Below are 24123 nucleotides of genomic sequence, written 5' to 3' on the forward strand. Positions count from 1 at the left end.
TTCCTTCCACCTTCCTAAAATTAATTGAACACCTAATAAAATTTAAATTTTGAATATTCAGAAAAAATATAATAAAATCCTTGATATCCTGTAAATAGGTTGAACCCATATAAGATATCTTCAACCATATGTACAGGATTTCAGAGTTTTTCTTCTATCTTATTTACACTGTCCTACCTATTTTATTACCTCAACCCATATGGATGACTGTATGGCCATTCCATATTAATAACTTTTGTCAGTTCTTTTTTTGATACCATATGCCCAGGCTCTGAGGCACATAAATTCACGCCATCCGTTGCAGGATCCTCTTCCCTTTCGGATAGTATGTTTACCATTCTTTCTCTCCAAATGGTTTTCATATCAAGTTCAATATTCGAAAGATTTTTCAGCTCTTTTGGGTCTTCACGAAGATTAAAAAGTAGTTCCATTCCATCCTCTTCGTACCAAATAAACTTCCAATGACCATCTGTTAACATGAATGAGCGTTTACCGGTACGACCGAATTCACCCAAAATTACCTCCCTAACCAATTCCTCAGGTTCTTTTACAATCGTTAAAAGGCTTTTTCCATCGATGTTTTCAGGCACCCTTCCCTTAGCAATATCTAGACAAGTCGGCAATAAATCTTGTAATCCCACAACTGATTGACTAACTCTTCCTGGCAGCCAATCCGGACTAACTGAATCATCATACTCTCCGCTCAATGGAGGGGTAATGATAAACGGGATATTAGAAGCACCTTCGAGAAAGTTTGCTTTTTGCCAAAGATGATGATCACCTAAATTATCTCCATGGTCAGATGTAAAGATAAACCAAGTATTTTCCAACTGTCCTTGTTCCCTAAGCGTTCCTATAATTCTATTAACCTGGCGATCAATCTGGGTAACGGAAGCATAATAAGCCTTTCTTGCTAATGCAATCTGCTTGTCCGTCTTCCCTTCTCCAAATGAAAGATTCAAAGCATGAAAGGATGGGTGGACCTCGCTCCAATCACCATATACAGGCATTGGGATCTCATCTCCTTCATACATATACAAATCCTTCATTAGCGGTGTTAATGGAGGGTGCGGAGCTGTAAAAGACGCCCAGAGAAATAATGGTCGAGTCCAATCACGTCTTCTAATTTCTTTGCAAGCATTAGTTCCAATCCATTCAGTTGGATGTAAATGGTCTGGGAGATGCCAAGGGGTTGTCGCGTATTCGTTGACAGATATCCCATGGGAAAATGCCATGCCTGGATATCCTTGTTCGGCTAACCAATTTTCATAGTCGTCATACCCCCTATTCTCTCCAAGGTAATCACCAAATCTGGCACCTTCCTCACATAAGAGCATTGTTTCGAAGCCATAATGACAACGTTCTGGAAAGACATGCATCTTTCCGACAACCTTTGTTTGGTAACCCTCCTCTTTTAATAATTGAGGCAAAGTTTCTGTGACAGGAAGTTCAAAACCTTTTTTAAACTCTGTTAAGCCAAGACTATGACCTTCCAACCCAGTCATAATCGATGCACGAGCCGGGATGCAGATAGGTGTAGTGGAGTAAGCGTTTTCAAATCGAACACCATTTCGTGCTAGCTGGTCAATATGTGGTGTCTGAATCACTTGATGTCCAGCACATCCTAAATGGTCTGCCCTTAAATGGTCACATGTAATCAAAACGATATTGGGTTGCTGTTCATTCAAGATCCATTCAACCTCCTAATTAATTAAAATACAAAACCAAATTTTATAAACATTCGGAAAATTTCCTATTTGTAATTTATCAGATAACTGCAAATGTGTAAATATTAACATTTGTAAAAAAAATTTACATTTAGAAATTGCATTTTATTTCTTTTTTTATTATGATGAACAAAAAGGGGGAAAATTATGAAAATTCTAAACAGGAAATTACTTACTCTTCCCGAACAAATTGTCGAGCAAATAAAAGAATCGATTGTAAGTGGGCAATTAAAAAAAGGAGATAAGTTGCCCTCCGAGCAGGAATTGGCGGATCTTTTTCAAGTAAGCCGTCCAACCATAAGGGACGCATTAAAATTACTTACAGCTTCAAAACTGCTTGTTTCTCGACCTGGGGCAAAAGGTGGCCACTTTATTACCGATATTTCACCTGAATCTTTTATTTACGACTTCAAAAATTACATTTCACTGTCATTAGTTTTGAAAGGGTTTTCAATTGATGAACTGATTGATTATCGCATTGTTTTAGAAATAAAAACATGTGGACTAGCAGCTGTAAGAAGAACAGATGAAGACCTGAAAAAATTAAAAAGTTTAATACCTGACCCTCATGAAGGGTTAACGGATTATGAATATTTCGAACGAGATTTTGATTTTCATCGTGCCCTTGCAACAGCCTCTCATAACTCCCTAATATTTGTAACAATGGAGTCAATTATGAACGTGTTAAAACCAATGTTTCAATTAATAAGCTCGACAGATGAATTTAAAGTTGAACTCGCTAAAGAACTACAAGAGATTTATGACATTATTGAACTTGGCGACCAAAAACATGCTGAAGAAAAAATGGCAAACCACCTTGAACACTTTAAGAAGGACTTTTCTTTGATCGGTCATAAAGGTATAACGATATAACATTCAAAAACGGACATCATACTTGTCCGTTTTTTCTTTATAAAACGGGCAAAAATTTTGATTTATTCCTTGCAGAGCTATTTCATGTGTTAATAACAAAAGCATGATCATTCATATATGATTGATCATGCTTTATGAGATATTTACTTATGAGTATATTGCCGCACCCAATATTCCAGACATAAGGATGACTAAGGCCGGATGTAAACGAAGTTTTATTAAAGCAAAAAGAGATAATAAAAATATTAGTATTAGGCTAAAAGAGTGCCATGTAACGGAATCCGCTAGGTGATTGCTAATAGCAAATTTGATTGCTGCATATCCGATTAGCCCGGTAATAATCGGTCTTAAGCCATAAAATGCAGATTCCACATGTTTATTTTTATTGAATCGTTTAAAAAACATCGCAATAATGATTACAAGGATTAAAGATGGAAGCACCATACCCAAACCTGCTGAAATGGCACCCGTCATCCCTTTAACATGATAGCCGACAAAAATCGCACTATTTGTGGCAATCGGTCCTGGTGACATACCTGCCACTGCTATGACATCTGTAAACTGCTGTGTTGTCATCCAGCCCTTCTTTAATACCTCCATCTCGATGATTGGTATCATTGCATACCCGCCGCCAAATGAAACAAACCCTATTAATAAGAAGGAGCAAAATAATTCGACTAGTATCACTTTATATCCCTTCCCCCATAAACCATTCTCTTTCATCTTTAGAAATGTATTTTTCCTTTTTTTCAGGAGCACACCCCAAACGCTGTTTGATCTGAACAAGTACGATTCCAAGAAGAATACCAAGTAAAATAATTAACACAGGGTGAATATGGAAAAATAATAAAACAGACATGGCTCCAAAGGAAATGATTAAAGTTGTTTTATCAATTATGGCTGTTTTGCCAATCATATACCCTGCATAAGCAATTAAAGCTACAATCGAGGCCCGTATTGCCTTAAAAGCTGCTTCAATTTTTGGGTTATCCTGAATCTGCAGAAAAAGGATACTAAGTACCACTACGATAAAAAAAGTTGGTAAAAATACACCTAATAATGCAGCAACTGCCCCTTTTATTCCACCAATTCGGTACCCAATAAAAGTTGAAGAATTGATGGCGATGGCCCCTGGTATGGACTCAGCAAGAGCAAACACGTCCGTCACATCCTCAATTTTCACCCACTTCTTTTTATGGACGACTTCCCTTTCTATTAGCGGGATCATGGCATACCCTCCGCCGAAAGTTACTGGTCCAATTTTAAAAAAAGTCCAGAAAATCTGAAATAACCTTTTCCATTCATCCTTCATATGCATTCTCCTTCGTTTCATCATAGCCGATAAGGAATCCAACGTTAAGTTGTTCTTACCTACTACGGTAACATGGATAAGGCAGGAGGTATATTGCAACAAATGCATAGGTTATAACATTTTGTTATACTTATATATTCCCTTTCAATGTGTTAGCCTTAGTGTAATCAAAGTGCAACATTTTCTATGATGTTACGGGTGCATTTATTTCAAATAAAAACAGAAATGGTACTCTATATCTAAGTATCTAAATATGATAAACTCTATTAAAACTATTTGAGTGTTCCTAATTGTAACTACTATCCCTTAAGCAAGATTAAGAGTATTTATTTAGAAAAATAAGGAGTGAAAATATGACAAACGAAGTGAATATGTCCTGCTGTTCTATAAAAAGAGATACCTCCACCAATAAAACCGAAATACAAACACATCCTATTCATGACAGTGAACCCAACAAAACCTTATTTCAGGATAAAATGGTGTATATCCCTGGCGGGGAATTTTTTATGGGTACAGATTCAAAAGAAGGCTTCCCCGCAGATGGCGAAGGACCAATAAGAAAGGTAAAAGTGAAGCCATTTTTAATAGACACATATGCTGTAACAAATGCTGAATTTAACGAATTTGTCAAAGCAACAAATTATACGACAGAGGCAGAACAGTTTGGCTGGTCGTTTGTATTTTATGGTTTCGTTTCACAAAATCCTTCAGTTCAAGCTCAACAAGTAGTGAATACACCTTGGTGGTATGGTGTTCATGATGCTTATTGGTACCAACCAGAAGGACCCAATTCAACGATTGAACATCGAATGAATCACCCTGTTGTCCATATATCCTGGAATGATGCAAATGCCTTTTGCAAGTGGGCTGGAAAACGATTGCCTACCGAAGCTGAATGGGAATTTGCGGCTCGTGGCGGTCTTGAGAAGAAATTATATCCATGGGGAGATGATCTTACTCCAAATGGTAACCATTATTGCAATATTTGGCAGGGAAAATTTCCACATGAAAATACGAAAGATGATGGTTATGAAGGAACTGCTCCTGCTAAATCTTTTCCTCCTAACGGTTATGGTCTTTATAATGTTTCAGGAAACGTGTGGGAATGGTGCTCAGATTGGTTTAGTCGAAGCATTCATAACAGAGGAGGACGAACAAATCCTCAAGGACCTGTAACAGGAGAAACGAAAGTTATGCGTGGCGGTTCGTATTTGTGCCATAAGTCTTATTGTAACCGTTACCGCGTTGCTGCACGCACCTCAAATACACCTGATAGTACATCAGGGCACCTTGGTTTTCGTTGTGTTGCAGATGTATAGCAGATATAAAAAACCTGATAATCGTTTTTCCAGATATTAAATAAGGCGGGATAAATTAGATGAATTTAGAAAGCTTAAGAATGTTTTGTCTAGTGGTCGACGAAGGAAGCATTAGTAAGGCTGCGCGCTTAAGCTTCGTATCACAGCCTGCTGTTACTAGGCAGATTCGTCAATTAGAGGAACTATATGGAGCTAAATTATTTGAGAGAACCGCTGGTAAGTTAACCCTTTCAGAGGCTGGTGAAGTACTCTACCCTTATGCTAAAGAAATAGTTCAATACTCCAAAAGATCTTTTGAGGCCATTCAAGAGATCACGGCAATCCAAGAAACCGTGCTTAATGTGGGGGCAAGCTCAACCATCGGGGAATACTTGTTACCTGGTTTGCTTGGAAACTTTAGCAAAAACTACCCTGAATTAAAGTTTAGTCTATCCATCGGTAACACACCGAATATTCTATCAAAGTTGGAAAACTATGATATTGATATAGCATTCGTTGAAGGTGCTGTAGAGAATGATGAGTTTATTACAGAAAAATTTACTGATGATGAGTTGATTTTAGTTATATCACCTCATCACCACTGGAAGAAGAAGGGTAAAATCGATATTGATGATTTGTCGGAAGAAAAAATGATTTGGAGAGAAGCTGATTCAGGAACACGCCAAATTGTAGAGAATGCATTGCAAGAATATGGGGTTCTTGAAAAAATCAATAGTGAGATGGAGCTAGGAAGTTATCAATCTATTAAAAGTGCTGTGGCGGCAGATTTAGGTGTTAGTATTCTTCCCAGGTTAACCGTTGCAATGGAGTTAAAATACGGTATTTTACATGAATTGAAGGTTTCTGATTTTAATATATCAAGAGATTTATGGATGGTACAAAAAACGAATCGATTCAGGAAATCGGGTTTGAAGTATTTCATCCATTTTATTCGTAGTTATTATTGAACACCTTCATTCATAATAGTAGAAAGAGGCAAACAGCTGTATTTAAATTACAATCGTGCGGAGTTGTTTACATTCAAATCTCAAAAAGTCAAAATAGGAATGGGTTATTCCAACTTATACCCAAGTTTTCCTCCAAATAAAAACACCACCATAGTCGTTTATGATCCTATACGATACAGGGGTGTTTTTTCTATTTCTAATTTATATGGGTTTTCCCAATAACAGCAATCCATTTTATGCTTAAATTTCAACTATTTTAATGGCGGAAAATATTTCTTTTTCAGGGGATAGATTATTCCATTCATCTGGAAAGTATCCGAGTGGGTTGCATATCAATTCAATCCCTTTATAGGTTTCATGATGCCGGGTGTGAATATGACCGAATATGTATTTTTGAACACCATATTTCACAGCAAGTTCCCCGAACTGTTTGCTCCCCATCATCGCATTGAAAAAATCCCATTCAGGCTCATTTTTGCACTGGACAAATTGTTCGAAGGGAACCATATGTGTAACCATAATAATCTTTTTCCCGCTATTTTCCCGCAGCCAGTGCTCCAGCTTCCTTACATAACGGTTTGTCTCTTCTGTATCTGTTCCTTGCCAATTTGCAAACTGCTTATCAGGCCAAGTAAAGTCTTTAAAGGTACCCATCGAAAACTGTTCACTCGTATATTCAGGTATCCCAAAACTATAATCGTACCAACCTCCATCGCCAATCATTACCCATTCGTCCGTCAGTTGTACCGGACCATTCCCCAGGTTACCAGGAAACTTCAACAATGTTTCATAGGCACTTGTTGAGTTTTCCCCATAAATATCATGATTTCCATGTACGAACAAAAGTCTGGTTTGCGGGCATTCATTTTGTAAGCGGTTCAAATGGGTAAGCGCCTTTTCCGGCTTGGCTGTCATATCACCAGCTATGATAAATACATCAGGTGAATGGGTTTCTATCCATCTTTTGATTATATCTAAGATATCTGTTTTCGTATTTTTCCGATTCAACCCTTCATGAATGTCCGATAGAACAGCTATTTTCATCCTCATTCACCCCTTATATGTAAATAATCTCTCACACTTTCAGTTTAACAGGGAAATACCCAGATTTGTTATTCTATTTTGTTCCCAAAGTGCTGCTCTAGCTTCTCCAGTAGACAGTGTCGAGTTCCGCCTCTAAACTAGATCTGGAGATTCATTTTACCAGCATTTCAGATTTATCGATGTTAACCTGTCTGCTCTTCCAATTTCTTAACCAATTATTAATTTTATCTTTTAGTTCAGCATCAAGGGGTTGTTTCAGCAATTTTTTATTATGATTCATGATTTTGCTTATGCTGTATTCAATATCTGTTTTACGAAGCAAATGAGTCATATCTTGAATCATATGTGTTTCACATTCACCTTGAACCAGTGCTTTAATCTTTTCTAGGTCGCTGACCTTTACGTTAACATCCTTTGTACCTGTAATCGCAAGGACAGGACAAGTAATCTTTTGTAATGGTTGTGAAACATCAAAGTGTATATGCTCTCGATTCCATTTCGCATTAATCTTTTTCCCTTTATACTTAATAACCGGCTCATCCGATGCAAGCAGCGCCTTTATTAAATCATCATTCATTTTTGTGATTTTTTTATCAACTTTTAATAATCGAAGTAACCAGCCTTGAAACCCTTTTACATCATTGATGATTGCTTCACGCTGCCAAGTCATCGTATCGGCTAGAGGTTCTGCTGTACCTGCTAGGAGAATGATCCCATCGACCGGAACTTTTTCATTCACAAATGGCGTTAAAATACTACCTTCACTATGTCCTAGTAAAATTACATTCTCTTCGTCTATGCTTGGATGATTTTTTGCAAACTCTAACACAGCCTGTGCGTCATCAATTAAATCGTGCACTCCCGCTTCATAAAAGTCCCCTTTACTCGCTCCTACTCCTCGTTTATCATATCGTATACTCGCAAACCCTTCTGTAGCAACGACTTCACTTAATTCCTTAAAAATATTCATCGGCATTCCTTTTGTATTGGAATCCCGATCGGTTGGACCACTTCCGTGTACCATTACCACTATTGGATATTTTTCAATGCTGCCTTCTGGGATGGTTAATGTTGCGGCTAATGGAAATTGCCCTGGTATCGTCACTTCAAACTCTTTACTCATCCTATTCATCGCCTTTTATCATTTATTTAAACTTACTTATCTTATTAATTTTATTCATTAAAGATAGTACATCTAAACAAGCAAAATCGTTCATTTATTTATGTTCGTTTTTACAATATTCATTAATAAAGGTGCCTGTCACTGTTATGACAGGCACTCTATAATTATTCTTACCTCGTTAATTGTTTCACTTTTGTCGGCTTGGTTTCCTTGGTTAGTTTGATGATTTCTCCGATAATACTGATGGCAATTTCCTCCGTTGTTTCCGCACCTATCTCTAAACCTATTGGAGAATGTACCTGCTCAAGCTGTTCTTCTGTGACACCTTCACTTTTTATTTTTTCAAAAATGGTTATCGTTTTGCGCTTGCTGGCAACCATCCCCACATAAGCAATCGGAAATTGTAACGCTGTTTTTAAGACAATATCATCGCGATCTTTTGTCACAATGATCACATATGATTTTTCGTTTAGGCTGGCGGCGAGGAGAGCCTCTCCAATATCCTCGTTCACAAATATGTTGGTCGCATTAGGGAAGCGGTCCTTGGTTGCATAACCTGGGCGATCATCGACAATGCAATAAGGATATTCAAGGGAATCGGCAAGCTTTGATAGCGCATTTGCTAAATGACCGGCTCCAGCTAGGACAAGTTCTGGCCTGCTAGTATAAACTTCAATGAACACCCTTAGCGTACCGCCGCAATTCATTTGGATTCCATCTTTAGCATGTTTATTTAGTTTGTATTCAACAATTTTCGATTTACCGAGTTGGATTGCATTTACACTTTCTTCGATGATATAGTGTTCAGCTAAACCTCCGCCGACAGTCCCTTCAATCGTACCATCACGGTAGACAATCATTTTTCCAACATGCCTGGGAGTTGAGCCCTTTGATTCGATAATCATGGCTAGAGCAAAGGTTTCGTTTTGACGATTCAGCAAGGCGACTTTTTCCATTAGCAGCATATAGCTCCCCCCTTTTTAACATTAATTATGTTGTAATTGTTTCATGCTAAGAAAATAACGCAGGAGATTTAAGGCGACGGTCTTTCTGTATATAGCAGTCGAGCGCTGATCGTCAATGGGTTTAATGATTTTATCGAAGGCTGCCACCACCTGAGAGATGTCTGAATCTGCTAATGGTATGGTCTTCCCTAATAGCATCTTCTCAATATCTACGGAACGAACCATTGTAGGACCGACCGCCCCGAAAGCAAAGCGAACATCATCAATCACAGCACCATTTAACCGGATATATCCTGCAAACCCTACTTTGGCAATAGCGTCTGCGTTGCGGTTGCCGACTTTTTCAAAAACAACATGAGCTCCTTCTTCTAGTACGGACGGCAATATAATCTCAGCTAGAATTTCATTGGACTCTCGTTGAACTCTTCGCACACCTTGAATAAAGTCGCTAATGGGAACGGTGCGATCACCCTTTATAGACCGGAGCAATAGTTTTGCGTTGTAAACATATAATAATGGCAATGTGTCACCCGCCGGGGAGGCGTTGCAAATATTTCCTCCCAGAGTCCCTCTGTTTCGAATGGCCGGTGCCGCAATGGTTTTGATTGCCTTCTTTAAGACGAAAGGAATGAGCGGGTTTTCAAGTAATTCACTATAGGTACTGCAGGCCCCGATGTGAAGATCCTTCTGCTTTTGATACACCTGCTTTAATTCAGATAGATGATCAATAAAAACAATCGGTTTCGGGATTTTAGGGGGTACTCCTCTTCGACTTTTGTACATGACCATGACATCTGTGCCTCCGGCAATGATCGCACAGTTTTCTTTATTCAATTGGCTTAAGGTTTGGTCTAACCGATCGAACCGATACGCACTTATTTTTTCTGCCATAAGCCGTCCCCTTTTTTCGCTGCGAGGTTTATCGCATCCACAATCATGTTGTAGCCCGTACATCGGCATAGATTTCCGGATATCCCTTCCCGAATTTCTTCCTCTGAAGGATGTGGGATTTGAGATAATAAAGCTGCACTTGCCATGACCATCCCAGGAATACAGTAGCCGCATTGTACTCCTCCAGCATTGCTATAGCTTTCATCTAAAATCATAAATTGATCACTTTCCATGATTCCTTCTATTGTTACAATATCGGCTCCCTCAATGGAGCCAATTGGAATCAGACAGCTGTTTTGCAGGAGGTTATTTACAAACACGCTGCAGGCGCCGCATTCTCCTTCACCGCATCCTTCCTTTGTTCCAATTAACAGTTGATCATCTCTTATAAAATCTAGCAATCTCACTGTCGCAGGGGCATCTGTTTCTACCGTTCTTCCATTCAGGGTAAATTTAATCAACCATCTTCACCTTCTCTCACATAAAGACTTTCTATTATGACTTCCGGTGTAATCGGTATTTGCTGAAAAGGAGTCTGCACTGCATCCTCAATCGCCGCTTGGACTGCTGGAGCTCCGCCGATTAATGTTAATTCACCAGCGCCCTTCGCCCCGTATGGACCATCCGCATAGGGATTATCAAAAACTTTGCTTTGTATTGAAACAACATCCATTGAGGTTGGGGGTCCATAATCCGTTATGCTTTTTTGTTGGATTCTTCCTTCTTTTGAAGTCATCTTCTCTAAATATCCGTACGCCAATCCTTGTGCTAAACCACCGTCAATTTGGCCCTTCATAACCCGGTCATCAATGACCTTCCCCACTTCATAATTGGCGTATACTTTTTCAAGCTTAATATTTCCTGTTAACGTATCCACTTCTACTTCAACGATATTCACGCCCCATGAATATGCCGGATAGGCATCTCCGGTGAAGGTCAACTCGTTCCAAGGAATCATTTCACGGTGAACATAGTTCTCCACCACTTCCTGTTCCACCCCTGTCTGCCACTGAGCCTTCATCTTTTTCGCAGCCCGTTCAAGTAATTTCCCGACAATCATTGTCGTCCTGGAGGCTACGGTCGGGCCAGAGTCAGGAACCTCCTTTGTATCGGGATAAGGGTATAAAACTTCTTCGTAAGGAAGATCTAGTTCTTTGGCGACAATTTTACTCAGCGTCGTCAAAATGCCTTGTCCCATATCAGAATTTGATATTTTAAGTGACACCTGGTCATCTTTTGATTTAACCAGCTTCACCTTTGCTTTAATATGATCTCTTTCCCCACTGCCTGTAAATCCACAGCCGTGGAGGAACAATGATGTACCAATGCCTTTTTTATAGCGCTGATTTTGTTGATTGAACTGCTGATATTCCCGCTTTTTCTTTTTGTAATTTGAGGTATTAAGTAAGTCTTCAATCATGTCTTCCATTAAGATGGGGTCGCGGAAATTTCCTTTGGTGATGGTGGGATCTCCTTGTTTGACGAGGTATTTTCGTTTATATTCCAGTGGGTCGTTGTTTGCTAGTTTACTAAGATGACCGATATGACTTTCGATTCCAGCGAAGCTTTGAGGAGCTCCAAAGCCTCTAAAGGCACCATTCGGAACCGTATTTGTTTTTAAGACATAGCCTATTGCATGAAAATGAGGAATTTTATATACACCGGCACTATTTAATAAGGCGCGCTGGAGCACGACTGAGCTCAAACCCACATTCGCTCCGCCATCTAAAAAAATCTCTACACACATGCTCAGAATGTTTCCTTCCTTATCTATGGCCGTTCGATATTTAAGCTTGGCTGGATGCCTTTTCGTCGTTACCACCATATCCTCTGAACGATCGAACACAAGCATTACCGATTTTTTTACTGCTTTTGCTGCTACAGCTACATGACATGCCATCATCGAAGGAAATTCTTCTTTGCCGCCAAATCCTCCGCCGGTAGGGCTTTGAACCACTCTGACGTCATCATCGCCACAGGCTAAAGCATTTACCAATGCATTTTTTATATAATAAAGACATTGCATCGATCCCTGGACAACGATTTCATCATCCTTATAGATAGCGAGCATTCCTTGTGGCTCAAGATAGACATGTTCCTGATAACCTGTATCGTATTCTTCTACGATGATTTGATGTGCTTTTAGTTCAATAGATGTAATGGTGTCCAAGCTTTCCCCAAATTCATAGCTTGCCATATTAACCCCTGGTGCTGATTTTTGCTTGATGGCTTCCTCCAATGTATATATAGCCTGATGTTTTTCAAATTCAATCTTCACTTCATCTAGCAAACGATATAGGATATCTAGATCTTTTCCCACGAGCATAAGAATCGGCTCGCCAATATAATTGACCCACTCATTAGCAAAAATAGGCTGATCTTCTTTGATAATTTTGACATAATTCGGTCCGGGGATATGCTCCGCCCCAACCGCTTCATAGCCTTCCGGAAGATCTGGTAATTGAATGGATTTGATTTTTCCATAAGCAATGGGTGAGCGATACAAAACACCATACACCATATTTTCCACTTTCACGTCACTAATATAAGGCAACTGGCCCGATACTTTACCCTTATGGTCCTTTCTGGGCACTGAGGTGCTTATGTCTTTAAGATTCACATTCCAACAACACCCTTCGACTCATTTTTAAACAAAACCTCTTCCTACGATTTTATAAATAAACATGATGTTTTATGATTAATTTCATATAAGAATTTGATTAAAAGACCGTGGGGACGGTTCTATTGGTCTACTTTTCGACTTGATTGAACCAAGAGAAGCGTCCCTAAAGAGTAGTATTATAATAGTCAATGGCTTTTTGGTATTCCTCCTGTGTATCAACATCCATGAGTACTCCCGGATCTTCAACATTTATGTAGTCCTTTTCATAACCATTGAGGACTCCGCGCAAATTACTATCTGGATTGGTTTCGAGAATTTTCTGTTTTACTAGTAGGGATAGTTTGATTGGGTGACCACCTTTATATTGAAAACTAGGTATCACTACATTCCCATGGTGCCCTGATAGTAACTTCAGCGTCTCTCTTTTTACAAGAGGACAATCTCCGGGTGTTATGAAGAAAGTTGAGGCATTTATTTCTTGGCAACCCTTTTGAATTGAAGTAAACATTCCCTGGTCAAAGTTTTCATTGTAAACAACCTTTATCTGAAATGAAAAGGCATTTTTATTGCAAATTTTTGCAACTTCCTCTTGGATGAGTTCCGCATTAAACCCTGCAACGACGATGACTCTGCTGCATATTCCTTCAAATTTAGAAATGGTTTGCTCCAGCACAGACATTTGCCCCAGTGGCAAAGTCATTTTAAATGCATTTGCTCGGCGCGAATATCCGGCAGCTAAGACGATTGCTTCCATTTTTATCACCCTCTAATTAACGTTTAATCTTAATCTCTATTCGTCTAATGAGTATCCCCCTAGCTAAAGATATGGGGATATTTTTCATATTTTTTAGGATAATGTATGTGTCTCACTATACATTCAATACAGCTATTTGCTATGTTTATTCCGACATAATCATGATTATCAATTAACATATGGTAATTTATATTTTTTTCCTATTCCCCACATAAAAAAAGGAACCAGTCACTTAACAAGTAACTGGCCCTTTTGCCTTATCTTTATTAGCTAGAAGTATTATTTACTCTCCTTTTTTTTCCTTTTTGATTTTGGTGGTTTTGGATAAATTTGAGGTCTTTCCGGACCCATATCTTCGATCCAACAATCTAACATTTCATTGAGTATTTTGACGATTTTCGGTAAGTTGTGATGGTGATGAGGGTCATTACAGTTGCAATGATTCCCTGAATTGAAATTGTCATTAGGTTCATTATCCTCCATGGAATTGAACTGACTTTGAGTTGCAAATCCGCTTCCAGTACCTGTTAATGCAGTACCTTGTGTGACACCTGTAAATTGTGCATTTTCCAAAATAATTCTGTTTTGACGAGCTACAGTACATTGTGCAGCATTGAGGTAGGGATTCATTGCAGGGACAAAAGGGAACATGATATTTTGAGGATCATTGTTATGATCATCACCAGGGTTCGAAGGGTCATTAATTGTCGAGACGATAGGGCTTAGGCTCAGAATGCGGTAAAATAAAATATGACCTACTTCATGAGCAAGCAAATACGTTTCGAAGGCACCATCACTTAATGAGCATCGTCCATAGATACTATAAAGATTTGTGTTCGTTACGTTTTCGACCACTGGACCTGCATTTCCCACATGTCCTCCGTTAAAGGTTTCACCACTTAAATAAACGACATAGATCGCCGTAGCGAAATTTGTTGCGGCTCTTGCCTCATTGATCACCTGTATAATTCTTGGGTCTGTTGAACTCGTAACAGTAGAAGCGTCGATTGTCACCTCAGGACGGTAAAAAAGACTTTGTGAAACAAAAATAATACCACAAGCCACACCCGGTTGGTTCCCTGTCCCCCAAACTTCATTTGCTTTTTGTATATCAGCTTGCACCCTTGCATTACGCAGTTCGGGTGTTTCACTTGACCTAGCACCCCTAGTAAAAATACTGATAATAGAAACTACTGGCATTTATAACACCTACTTTCATATAAATTCCACTTACATAATAGTAGATGGGAGACTACCAAAAGTGGCTTGTACGTTTGAATCAGGTTATTTTAATCATTTTTAATAGAAATGCAGTCACAACCGGAAATTTCTCGAACTAGACTAGTTATAGCACCATTTTTATCTGCTAAATCTTAAAGTACGGTTTAATAAGTATGATATATAAAATGATATTTTCCCTTCAAATAATCCTAGTAAATTACGGCAGCACTTACTTATTTGGGTTACCCTAAATTTTTTGATATCATTTAGCAATGGAAGGCATCAAGGAGGTTCCCAAGAATGAGTTACATAAACTTACTATTTCGTAATAGAATAGCTATCCCGCAAGATGAAGTAATTACTTTTCAAAATTTAGATATGGTTCTTGAAAAGACTGCGAAGGCCATTCCGTTTAAGAATTTATGTATTATCGAGAATAGAACGAAGGAAATTACAAAAGAAAATTTGACGAGTAAAATACTAGAACAAAATGAAGGCGGCCTTTGTTACGAACTAAATTCAATTCTTTACCTTTTCTTATATGAGAATGGCTTTAACCCAACCTTAATCCGGGGAGTAACTTATAATCATATAAATCAACAATGGACTGCGACTGGGAATACCCATGTGGTTAATCTTATTACCCATAATGGGCAGATCTATCTCGTGGATACTGGTTTTGGAGGGTTCTTGCCATTAAAACCTGTTCCTTTAAGCGGTGGGCCTGTTGTTTCTAGTAATGGAGAATTCAGAGTGGATCGTGTAGACAGTGAACATGGGGATTATATTTTGTACATGAAATTGAAACATAAAGAGGGAGACTGGAAGATAGGATACGCTTTTAATTCTAAAGAGGAAATTCAAAATATAACTGAATTAAACGAGGTTCAAAGAATTATCATCGAACATCCAGAATCTGCCTTTAATAAGAAACCAATAATCACCAAACTAACAGATAAAGGGAACATAACGTTAACTGACACTTCATTTACAGAATGGGTAGATAGTGCAATAAATAAGGAAAACATTGATGAAGAAAGATTCAATGAAATACGAAAAGACAATTTTAATCTCTAAGGACCCTGGGGACGGTTCTTTTGGTCCACTCTTGTCTAACTTGGGCCAAGAGAACCCTCCCCAAATTAAATAGTTAACATAATATAATTATATAATAGTTATAGTTTCCTTAAGAACCGCCTGTGCGGAGTTCCCTTCGTCATCCTTTCTACCGTAAAAAGTGCCAGAACTATCCACATCTATGGATAGTTCTGGCACTTTTCTTGTTATCTACCGCAGCATTTTTTATATTTTTCCCCACTTCCACAAGGGCATGGCTCATTTCTGCCTATTTTAACAACCTTTTCGCTATCACTATTGTTGATTTTAGAGGTTGGAAGAGGTTTTAAATACTTATTTCTCTGTGCACTTAATTCTGTTGATGTATATCCTTTAAGAAACCATTCTCTCGTGTTATGCATCAGGTGAACAACTTTATCCATTAACGCTTTGACGGTATCTAAACTATCAATTTCGAATTGTTTACTTAAATAATTTAGAACATCATTAGGGCCATGGCCAATCCTCGTGGCATAAACACATTCTTCTACGATACTATCTGCTTTCACTTTATTTATTTTAAAGTTTTGTATAAGAAAGTTCACTAATTGTGTATAACTTATATTCCTGTCAACAAAACCTGGTTCACCAGCTATTAGGAGTTGTTGCTTTGAAAAAGGAAAGTAAGGTACTGTTTTTCTCGCTTGCTGTTCCTTAATAACTTTTTTCGAATCAAATACTCTTAAAGTAGAATAGCCATGTTCATTACTATAGTTTTCCTTACGAAAAGTATTAGCTTCAAAATTTACATCGAGGTATTCTCGGATGTTTATCTTTGCTTTTGTATAACTTTCCAGCATTTCTAGTAGGTTTGTTAAACTCAATGTTCCATAATAATATAAAAGACCGTTTGTTAGCCTTATCCACTCAGTATTTCTAGCTACAGTTTCCTTTATTTTTAAATTGTTATGTAAATCTAAGATTGGATCGATAATTTCATTAGGGACAGCTAGCATTTTATTTCCTTCAAAAGTCCCCGTATAAACCAACCCGCTATCACGAAAATACTCAATTTGATTCGCCTCTAGGTTTGGTACAATGATTTGACCACCATTACCGGCTATATTGGTGAGAATGTTAAAACGTTCTATATCCCATAATGAGAAAAGGCTCTCAATATTCTCAGGAATCCTTTCTTCCAACAAAGCAATCAACTCTGACTTTTTCAAACTACTTGCGTTTTTAAGGTCTAATTTTTTTCTAATATCGTCGAGGTCTGCTTTTGTATAGGAAGCTAATCCTTCTAATAGTGTAAAAGGAAACTTCCTTTCCCCCCAATGTTTTTGGTATTGTTTTTCCTCTTGTTCTCTTTGCAAATTTTTCAATCCATTGAATGCCTTTACCAAAGCATCTTCCACTTTTTTATCGCTCATTTTATACACCTACTCTAATACCTATTATATATAGTGAAGAATACACCAAAATCCTTTACTCCACAACCAGAAGTCCATAGGGACGGTTCTCTTGGTCAAATAGGCCAAGAGAACCGTCCCCACTGCATCCAAGCATCATGATGCTACTTCGACTTTGTCGATTTCGGTTTCTTTATTGAATTCCTTCAAATATTCTAAAACTCGCTTGGCCATTCGTTTATAGCCATTTGTATTTGGGTGAAATTCATCTTCTGCCAATAAGTCTTCATTTGAATTACTGAATAAGTCTTTTGTTGGAATATATCTTACATTTTCGTATTCTTCTGTAAGAGATTTTCCAGAATCATTCCAATTATCAATAATCATTCCAAGTTCTTTTATTTCACCAAAGTGCCGTTCAAACGGATTATAAAACCCAATTAGATAAATTTGGGCATCTGGATTCAGATTATTGATTTTATCAAAAATGGCTCTTAATCGCTCCATATATTTCAACCTCTCCACTTGGAAGGGTTCCATTGTCACATTCATAAAATTGGACTTTAGTACATTCATAATGTCATTCGCACCAATTGTGATTAGCACCATGTCAGCCTCCTTAATGGCAGAGGCAATCTCTTTATTTTCCATCCGTTTTAGTAATTGATCTGACCGGTTTCCTTTTTTACCGAAGTTTTCTACTTTGACATTTAGGTTATGGTCTTCAAACGTGTGACTAAGGATACCGACATAGCCGCCATTCTCCGTTTCATCTCCAACCCCCTCGGTTAGAGAATCACCGATTGCCACAATCTTTTGATTCTTTTTAAAGAAATCTAATGCAATTTCCACTACTTCCCTGACCTTCGCCTTAATATCTTCCTTTATAGGTTTATCGTTTGCGTCTTCCGGTTCTGTTTGTGCCTTTTCAACTACTGGAGCATTTTCAGCAGCAGTTTCTCCTGTATTTTCGGTTTGGTCTTGATTAACAGAAGCGATCGCCTTTACACTTTCCACCTCTGTTTGTTCACGATCTGGCAGAAATAAAAATAGAAGAAAACTCATAATTAACAAACTGCCTATAATCATCATCATCGTTGTTTTTTTTCTCTGCAAAATTCCATCACACCTATTACTTTTGTAAATTCATAATCTAAGAAAATAACATCTTAGTAATATATAGTTATTCATTTTATCATGGGAGGCAACATTCCGAAAGACAACAAATATTAGAAATCAAAGGGGGACTGTTTTCATGCTTCTTCGTTAACTAACCGAAGCGTGAAAAACCTCCCCCTCAATTGTTATTTATGAAAATGGAGGAATCCAGCTTCCGTGTGCTTCAAAGAGGTCATCACACAGTGAGATAATATCATCGATGGACAACTCTGCACTTGTATGTGGATCCAACATCGCGGCTTGATAAACGGCTTCCCTTTTCCCGGTGATGGCGGCTTCAATGGTTAGGAGCTGTGTATTGATATTGGTTCTGTTAAGTGCTGCTAACTGTTCTGGCAAATCCCCTATATAACAAGGCATGATTCCACTTCTATCGACTACACAAGGCACTTCTACACAGGCTTTCTCTGGTAGATTACTGATTAACCGTCCACTATTTAGAACATTGCCGCCAAATTTATATGGTACATTTGTTTCCATGGCTTCTATTATTCTTGAGCCATATTCTCGAGACCGGGTATGTGTGAGTTTACTATTATTCACCATCTGCTGCCTCATCGTTCTCCAGCCTTCCATTTGTTTCACACAGCGACGAGGATATTCATCCAATGGAATATTAAATTTGTCTATAAGCTCTGGGTATCTATTCTTGATAAAATAGGGATGATACTCCGCATTATGTTCGGAGGATTCCGTTACATAGTATCCGAATTTATCCATTAACTCATAACGCACCATATCTGTGTGCTTTGATTTTTGCTTTTCCTTTGCACGTTTCTTAATTTCTGGGTATAAATCCTGGCCATCACGTTTCACTTCTAGGAGCCATGCCATATGGTTGATCCCCGCGATTTTTTCCTCAATTCCTTCATGGTCGATTCCCAAATCTCTAAAAAGGTGCTGTGTACATACTTGAACGCTATGACACAGCCCTACCGTTTTCACATTCGTGTAACGGAGCATCACTCCAGTCAGCACTGCCATGGGATTGGTATAATTCAAAAACAGCGCATCTGGACAAACCTCTTCGATATCCCTGGCAAAATCGAGCATGACGGGAATGGTTCTAAGTGAACGAAAGATCCCGCCAATCCCTACGGTATCCGCAATCGTCTGACGAAGACCATATTTCTTTGGAATCGCAAAATCAATTACAGTACTAGGCTCGTAACCGCCGACTTGAATGGCATTAATGACATATTTTGCGCCTCTTAAGGCTTCCTTTCTATTAACATACGATTTAATCGTAATATTTTTATTGTAATTATTTTTTAAATTCGTCAACATATTCTCTGAATCTTTTAACCGCTGCTCGTCGATATCATAAAGAGCAAATTCAAATCCCGCTAAGGCTTGGACAAACATACAATCACCCAGCACATTTTTCGCAAAAACCGTACTACCTGCACCTAAAAACGTAATTTTTGACATACTACAACATCCTTCCTGTGTAAAAGCTCTCTTTTACTATTCGTTCACTACTAGTCTATTTCCTTGCTACTTAAGTCATTTCAATTATCTGCAGAAAGCAGCATCAATAAAGTGGGAAAGTTATTTTATCATCCTCCATATCTTCTACACTCTTTATATAAAAAAATCCGGTTACGATGATCGTAACCGGATTCCTTACTCATTCTTTAAATATGAATCAAACGAACTCATGTGTTTTAAATTGTGCTAATTCACCGGCCGCTTTGACACGGATTCGTGTTGCGTTTCCTGGCATATAGGCAAGTGGAACGTCTTCAATATCAACAATAACCAGTGATTCAGGATTTGCTCCCGCATTGATGGCTTCATTCATAGCGATTGATTTTGCATCTTCTAAGGCTTTTTCTCTTCCAATCACATCAAGTGTATATACCTTTTCGATTTGGCCGCTAACCTGTGAAATGGCTGAACCAATTGCATTTGCTACACCGGAATGTTTTGGTCGAATCACCTCGCTAGCTCCTTTTAATTCTTCTGGGAACAGGATGCTCCCTCCGCCAACTAAAATAACAGGGACAGGAGTTGCGTTTGTTTTCATTTTATCAATCGCTTCCTCTACCATCTCTACTATTTTTTGATAAATTTTCTCCAACAACGATTTATCTAGATGTGCCACCTTTGAAGCATCTCCCAATTCAACTTTCCCAAGGGCTACAGCAACATCGGTTGTTGTTAACGTATCTCCGCCAAAAATTAATCCCTTTTCAGGAAGTCGGTATCCGACACTGTCTGGTCCAATCAAGAATTCACCATTTTCTTGAATTCTTACAATCGTACCTCCCCCGAGTCCGATGGAAACAAGGTCAGGCATGCGGAAATTAGTACGCGCACCGCCAATTTCAACAGCTAATGAAGATTCTCTAGGGAACGATTGTACTAAAACCCCAACATCTGAGGTTGTCCCGCCAACGTCGACTACAATCGCATCGCTTAGATCACTCAAATAGGATGCTCCGCGTAAAGAATTCGTTGGTCCGCATGCCACAGTGAAAATGGGATATCGGACAGCGTAATCGACAGACATAAGCGTACCATCGTTTTGTCCGAAAAATACTCTCGCGTCAATCCCTTCTGCCTTTAGTGCATTAATAAATCCATCAGCCGCTGTTTTCGCCACATTTACAACGGAGGCATTTAAGATCGTCGCATTTTCTCTTTCTAGTAATCCAACGGAACCAATTTCTGAGGATAAAGAAAGAGCGATATCTTCACCAAGTACTTCTCGTAAAATTTCACCAGCTCTTTGCTCATGTGATTGCGTCACGGGTGAAAAAACTGAAGTTATCGCGACAGAATCTACCTTCCCTTTGATTTCATTCGCAATTTCGTATAAACGCTCTTCATCTAAGTCAACAATTTCTCGGCCGTCAAATTCATGTCCTCCACGGATTAGATAAACATGCTTGCCAAGTGCATCACGAAGGTCATCTGGAACACCAATCAAGGGTTTCACAGCTAAGGTAGCAGGTGCACCAATCCGGATTGCCGCAATTTTATTCAATCTTTTCCGTTCAACGATTGCATTGGTACAATGAGTGGTACCAAGCATGGCGTATTTAATTTGGTCACGAGGAACCTGCGCTTCGTCAATGATTTTTTTCATAGCATTGTAAATACCAGTCGCTACATCCTCAGTCGTCGCTGATTTCGTTTCTGAAACCACCTGATTATGCTGGTCTAAAAGTACAGCATCTGTATGTGTTCCCCCAACATCAATTCCAATACGATAAATACTCATTATAAAGCCTCTCCTTTCTCTACAAGCTCTTCAACTGGAACATAATCCACGTCATAGCCAAAGTATTTTGGACCTACTGTTTCAATCCCCTTAGCTGTCCTCCACTTCGGATTGCATGGAATTCCTATCACGACACATCGTGCACCATAGCGTATACCTTCTGTTGTAATCGGAAGACCCGTTTCCGCATCCAGTACAGCAATAAGGTCAGGTGTGACGCAAACAAGTCGCTGCTCTGTCTGAGCAAGTAAATGTTCATTTTGAAAGCTTAGCGTGAGCGTTTCACCCTTATACTCATTGAGCCCCTCAATTTTCGCTTCACCTCTGGCAAAACCTGTTTCTGTTTTTCGGTTAATATCACTAACCTTTCCGCTAAACAATTCAAATCCACCAACGGTTTTCAATACTTCTTGGATTGGATTTACATTGTTTACTTTTGCAAGTCTAATTGCTTTTCCAATCTCTTCTTCGAGCTTCAAGATACCGCTTATTCCGCTCTCTTTCAATTGCTTACCAGTCATCGGATAAATGGCACACATAACCGAACCACCCATTTGAATCGTTGTTGCACGAGCAATTCTCTCGGTCCAAACATTATTAATCGTTGATAACAACATCGTATTCCCTTTCTCATCGGAAATCACTCCAGGTGTTGCTGAAATGCCATCTAAATAAAATGTTACCATTTGTAACTCTGGAAAGGCTCTGCCCATTCCGTCCACATCAATGACAGGTAAACCTAATCTTGCAGCTGTGGCAAAAGGAAGCATTGAGTTCACTCCTCCTGCTTCTATCGGAAACGTTCCATAAATCTTTTTCCCTAAATATTCTTCAAGTTTTTGAAAGGCTTCAATTGCTTCTTCTCCACTCGGTGCTTTTTCAAGCATGACAGTCGGAGCTCCCATCATGGATGAAGGGACAACTAATGCGTCTTCCGGTACCTCATCACCTTCTAATAAAGTGATTTCTCCATATTCTTCAATGGCTTGAAGTGCCATAAGTTTCCCAATGTACGGGTCACCTCCGCCGCCTGTACCAAGCAGGGCTGCTCCTACTGCTATATCCTCAATTTCTTGTTTTCCTATTTTTCTCATAATCTAAAAACCTCCAAAATTCCAAAAATTTATTAGGCAGCTATCCCATTTCCAGCCTTTTTGTTTCTCATTGTTATATAGATTTTTGAACCGAAGTAATAAACAACTGCACTTACTACCAGTGAATTGATTGATGGAATACCAGCTGTCACGAAATATCCAGCTGCAAATCCTGCTCCCCATGCGATTAATGTCACAGGACTCATTTTTTCAACTTCTGCAGGCAACGTTCCATTGGCCCTGCTTTCATCTAGTGCTTTTCGATGCGTTTTTAAAATGAAATAATCGATTACCATTATTCCTGCTACTGGCGGAATAAAAACACCTAGTAAAATGAGAAAGCCGACAAACATATCTAGAATACCCAAAACTGAGAGCACGGTTCCAATTACCCCGATGATAAGTGTGACCACCCCGCGATTTAACTTGATATTAAAAACAGTATCAAAAATATTTGTAAAACCTAGAGATGAAGAATATAAGTTTAAATTATTGATTTTAATCGTAGAAAAGACAACTACAATCGCCCCTAGCCAGCCTGATGTTTGCACCATAATGCTGACCACGTCATTTGTTCTAGCCGCATGTGCCATAAGCACAGCAATCATGTTAATACCTAGCTCTCCAACAAAGGTCCCAATCATCGTCATCCAAAAAACATCTTTTCCACTTTTAGCAAAGCGGCTGAAATCAGGTGTGATGACCGCTCCTATGATAAAACCACCAGCAACCATAGTAGCAGCTACACCCATTGTTAATGGATCACCTGCAGGTGCAGTAGTTGTTAAATCGAAAAGAGAATGTTTACTAAGAACTTGATAAATTCCTACTCCCACAGCTAAAAGAAATGCAGGTACAGCAATGGTTGCTGTTACACTTAGTAATTTAAATCCAAAAATAACAAGGATGGTTACGCCTAATCCCGTAAGCGTTGCGGCAACTGGAAGACTTAACTTACCATTTGTTGCCTGAACGAGCCCATCTGCAAAAACCCCATTCTGTACACCAAACCAACCGATACATGCAATTGCAATGATGGCCCCAATAATACTTGAACCATAGCGTCCAAATCCGGTCCATCGTGCTAATAGACTCGTCGAAAGACCTTCACGTGCCCCCGCATAACCTAAAAGAAAACTAATGACCTGTAAAATTACGCTGCCGAACATCGTAGCCCAAAAAGCTTCCCAAAAAGTCATTCCGTATCCTAATGCCGCACCTAATATGAACTGTGAAATGGTTGCAAGGGCACCAACCCGTACAATTGTGATACTCCACAATGATTGCCGCGCAGATTGCGGAACACGTGATAAGGAGTAATCATCGCCCAAGACCTTTTTGTTTTCCAATATAA

At 38.9% G+C, this 24123-nt stretch carries 21 protein-coding genes; 4 read left to right on the forward strand and 17 right to left on the reverse strand.

Annotated features, from left to right (window positions below):
- Window positions 1-185: 185 nt before the first annotated feature.
- Entirely contained in the window at window positions 186-1688 is a 1503-nt protein-coding gene (locus ACY3XC_RS10510; RefSeq protein ID WP_464868504.1) for a sulfatase-like hydrolase/transferase, read from the reverse strand.
- A 186-nt stretch (window positions 1689-1874) separates the two neighbouring features.
- On the opposite strand from ACY3XC_RS10510, the gene ACY3XC_RS10515 reads away from it, so the two are divergent.
- On the forward strand, window positions 1875-2600 hold the full coding sequence (locus ACY3XC_RS10515) for a FadR/GntR family transcriptional regulator (protein WP_464868505.1): 726 nt from the start codon (window positions 1875-1877) through the stop codon (window positions 2598-2600).
- Between the two features lie 147 nt (window positions 2601-2747).
- Here the strand turns inward: ACY3XC_RS10515 and ACY3XC_RS10520 are convergent, their stop codons facing one another.
- A complete protein-coding gene (locus ACY3XC_RS10520; protein ID WP_464868506.1) occupies window positions 2748-3287 on the reverse strand; it encodes a chromate transporter in 540 nt (179 codons plus the stop codon).
- A 1-nt stretch (window position 3288) separates the two neighbouring features.
- Window positions 3289-3912 carry a chromate transporter gene (locus ACY3XC_RS10525; protein WP_464868507.1) on the reverse strand — a complete coding sequence of 208 codons (624 nt, stop codon included), beginning with the start codon at window positions 3910-3912 and terminating at the stop codon, window positions 3289-3291.
- Window positions 3913-4265: 353 nt separating this feature from the next.
- On the opposite strand from ACY3XC_RS10525, the gene ACY3XC_RS10530 reads away from it, so the two are divergent.
- Window positions 4266-5231: a formylglycine-generating enzyme family protein gene (locus tag ACY3XC_RS10530; protein ID WP_464868508.1), complete on the forward strand. Its 966-nt coding sequence runs from the start codon at window positions 4266-4268 to the stop codon at window positions 5229-5231.
- A 59-nt stretch (window positions 5232-5290) separates the two neighbouring features.
- On the forward strand, window positions 5291-6178 hold the full coding sequence (locus ACY3XC_RS10535) for a LysR family transcriptional regulator (RefSeq protein WP_464868509.1): 888 nt from the start codon (window positions 5291-5293) through the stop codon (window positions 6176-6178).
- 240 nt (window positions 6179-6418) lie between these two features.
- Here ACY3XC_RS10535 and ACY3XC_RS10540 read toward each other — a convergent pair whose 3' ends face one another.
- From ACY3XC_RS10540 to ACY3XC_RS10575, 8 genes are all read right to left on the reverse strand, one after another.
- Window positions 6419-7222 (reverse strand): metallophosphoesterase, encoded by an 804-nt coding sequence (locus ACY3XC_RS10540; RefSeq protein WP_464868510.1) that lies wholly within the window; start codon window positions 7220-7222, stop codon window positions 6419-6421.
- A 151-nt stretch (window positions 7223-7373) separates the two neighbouring features.
- The gene (locus tag ACY3XC_RS10545) at window positions 7374-8345 is read right to left on the reverse strand and encodes an alpha/beta hydrolase family protein (RefSeq protein ID WP_464868511.1); all 972 of its coding nucleotides are present in this window, start codon (window positions 8343-8345) and stop codon (window positions 7374-7376) included.
- Between the two features lie 170 nt (window positions 8346-8515).
- Window positions 8516-9310, reverse strand: a complete 795-nt coding sequence (locus ACY3XC_RS10550) for an XdhC family protein (RefSeq protein WP_464868512.1) — start codon at window positions 9308-9310, stop codon at window positions 8516-8518.
- 21 nt (window positions 9311-9331) lie between these two features.
- Window positions 9332-10264 (reverse strand): FAD binding domain-containing protein, encoded by a 933-nt coding sequence (locus ACY3XC_RS10555; protein ID WP_464868513.1) that lies wholly within the window; start codon window positions 10262-10264, stop codon window positions 9332-9334.
- Window positions 10186-10662, reverse strand: a complete 477-nt coding sequence (locus ACY3XC_RS10560) for a (2Fe-2S)-binding protein (protein ID WP_464868514.1) — start codon at window positions 10660-10662, stop codon at window positions 10186-10188. Before ACY3XC_RS10560 ends, ACY3XC_RS10555 begins: the two co-directional genes overlap by 79 nt.
- Window positions 10659-12821 (reverse strand): xanthine dehydrogenase family protein molybdopterin-binding subunit, encoded by a 2163-nt coding sequence (locus tag ACY3XC_RS10565; RefSeq protein ID WP_464868515.1) that lies wholly within the window; start codon window positions 12819-12821, stop codon window positions 10659-10661. Before ACY3XC_RS10565 ends, ACY3XC_RS10560 begins: the two co-directional genes overlap by 4 nt.
- A gap of 166 nt (window positions 12822-12987) precedes the next feature.
- On the reverse strand, window positions 12988-13578 hold the full coding sequence (locus ACY3XC_RS10570; protein ID WP_464868516.1) for a nucleotidyltransferase family protein: 591 nt from the start codon (window positions 13576-13578) through the stop codon (window positions 12988-12990).
- 279 nt (window positions 13579-13857) lie between these two features.
- Window positions 13858-14778, reverse strand: a complete 921-nt coding sequence (locus ACY3XC_RS10575) for a hypothetical protein (RefSeq protein WP_464868517.1) — start codon at window positions 14776-14778, stop codon at window positions 13858-13860.
- Window positions 14779-15099: 321 nt separating this feature from the next.
- Here ACY3XC_RS10575 and ACY3XC_RS10580 point away from each other — a divergent pair, with 321 nt between their 5' ends.
- Complete coding sequence (locus ACY3XC_RS10580; RefSeq protein ID WP_464868518.1) at window positions 15100-15876, forward strand: arylamine N-acetyltransferase family protein; 777 nt, start codon at window positions 15100-15102, stop codon at window positions 15874-15876.
- Window positions 15877-16082: 206 nt separating this feature from the next.
- On the opposite strand, the gene ACY3XC_RS10585 is transcribed toward ACY3XC_RS10580, so the two are convergent.
- The 6 genes from ACY3XC_RS10585 to ACY3XC_RS10610 form a co-directional block, all read right to left on the reverse strand.
- Window positions 16083-17288, reverse strand: a complete 1206-nt coding sequence (locus tag ACY3XC_RS10585; RefSeq protein WP_464868519.1) for an SEC-C metal-binding domain-containing protein — start codon at window positions 17286-17288, stop codon at window positions 16083-16085.
- Between the two features lie 135 nt (window positions 17289-17423).
- Entirely contained in the window at window positions 17424-18383 is a 960-nt protein-coding gene (locus tag ACY3XC_RS10590) for an SGNH/GDSL hydrolase family protein (RefSeq protein WP_464868520.1), read from the reverse strand.
- A 192-nt stretch (window positions 18384-18575) separates the two neighbouring features.
- Complete coding sequence (gene melA / locus ACY3XC_RS10595; RefSeq protein WP_464868521.1) at window positions 18576-19877, reverse strand: alpha-galactosidase; 1302 nt, start codon at window positions 19875-19877, stop codon at window positions 18576-18578.
- 217 nt (window positions 19878-20094) lie between these two features.
- Window positions 20095-21675, reverse strand: a complete 1581-nt coding sequence (locus ACY3XC_RS10600) for an ROK family protein (RefSeq protein WP_464868522.1) — start codon at window positions 21673-21675, stop codon at window positions 20095-20097.
- On the reverse strand, window positions 21675-22769 hold the full coding sequence (locus ACY3XC_RS10605) for a DUF917 domain-containing protein (protein WP_464868523.1): 1095 nt from the start codon (window positions 22767-22769) through the stop codon (window positions 21675-21677). Before ACY3XC_RS10605 ends, ACY3XC_RS10600 begins: the two co-directional genes overlap by 1 nt.
- Window positions 22770-22801: 32 nt before the next feature.
- Window positions 22802-24118 (reverse strand): purine-cytosine permease family protein, encoded by a 1317-nt coding sequence (locus tag ACY3XC_RS10610; protein WP_464868524.1) that lies wholly within the window; start codon window positions 24116-24118, stop codon window positions 22802-22804.
- Window positions 24119-24123: the final 5 nt, after the last annotated feature.

It is taken from the genome of Bacillus sp. CZDM1 (genome assembly GCF_055502545.1).

What these genes read in the sequence shown, in the direction of transcription:
- ACY3XC_RS10550 (WP_464868512.1), bottom strand. Translation starts at nt 9,310, where the DNA reads ATGCTGCTAATGGAAAAAGTCGCCTTGCTGAATCGTCAAAACGAAACC.
- ACY3XC_RS10515 (WP_464868505.1), top strand. Translation starts at nt 1,875, where the DNA reads ATGAAAATTCTAAACAGGAAATTACTTACTCTTCCCGAACAAATTGTC.
- ACY3XC_RS10535 (WP_464868509.1), top strand. Translation starts at nt 5,291, where the DNA reads ATGAATTTAGAAAGCTTAAGAATGTTTTGTCTAGTGGTCGACGAAGGA.
- ACY3XC_RS10545 (WP_464868511.1), bottom strand. Translation starts at nt 8,345, where the DNA reads ATGAGTAAAGAGTTTGAAGTGACGATACCAGGGCAATTTCCATTAGCC.
- melA (WP_464868521.1), bottom strand. Translation starts at nt 19,877, where the DNA reads ATGTCAAAAATTACGTTTTTAGGTGCAGGTAGTACGGTTTTTGCGAAA.
- ACY3XC_RS10530 (WP_464868508.1), top strand. Translation starts at nt 4,266, where the DNA reads ATGACAAACGAAGTGAATATGTCCTGCTGTTCTATAAAAAGAGATACC.
- ACY3XC_RS10570 (WP_464868516.1), bottom strand. Translation starts at nt 13,578, where the DNA reads ATGGAAGCAATCGTCTTAGCTGCCGGATATTCGCGCCGAGCAAATGCA.
- ACY3XC_RS10525 (WP_464868507.1), bottom strand. Translation starts at nt 3,912, where the DNA reads ATGAAGGATGAATGGAAAAGGTTATTTCAGATTTTCTGGACTTTTTTT.
- ACY3XC_RS10575 (WP_464868517.1), bottom strand. Translation starts at nt 14,778, where the DNA reads ATGCCAGTAGTTTCTATTATCAGTATTTTTACTAGGGGTGCTAGGTCA.
- ACY3XC_RS10555 (WP_464868513.1), bottom strand. Translation starts at nt 10,264, where the DNA reads ATGTACGGGCTACAACATGATTGTGGATGCGATAAACCTCGCAGCGAA.
- ACY3XC_RS10600 (WP_464868522.1), bottom strand. Translation starts at nt 21,675, where the DNA reads ATGAGTATTTATCGTATTGGAATTGATGTTGGGGGAACACATACAGAT.
- ACY3XC_RS10585 (WP_464868519.1), bottom strand. Translation starts at nt 17,288, where the DNA reads ATGAGCGATAAAAAAGTGGAAGATGCTTTGGTAAAGGCATTCAATGGA.
- ACY3XC_RS10605 (WP_464868523.1), bottom strand. Translation starts at nt 22,769, where the DNA reads ATGAGAAAAATAGGAAAACAAGAAATTGAGGATATAGCAGTAGGAGCA.
- ACY3XC_RS10540 (WP_464868510.1), bottom strand. Translation starts at nt 7,222, where the DNA reads ATGAAAATAGCTGTTCTATCGGACATTCATGAAGGGTTGAATCGGAAA.
- ACY3XC_RS10580 (WP_464868518.1), top strand. Translation starts at nt 15,100, where the DNA reads ATGAGTTACATAAACTTACTATTTCGTAATAGAATAGCTATCCCGCAA.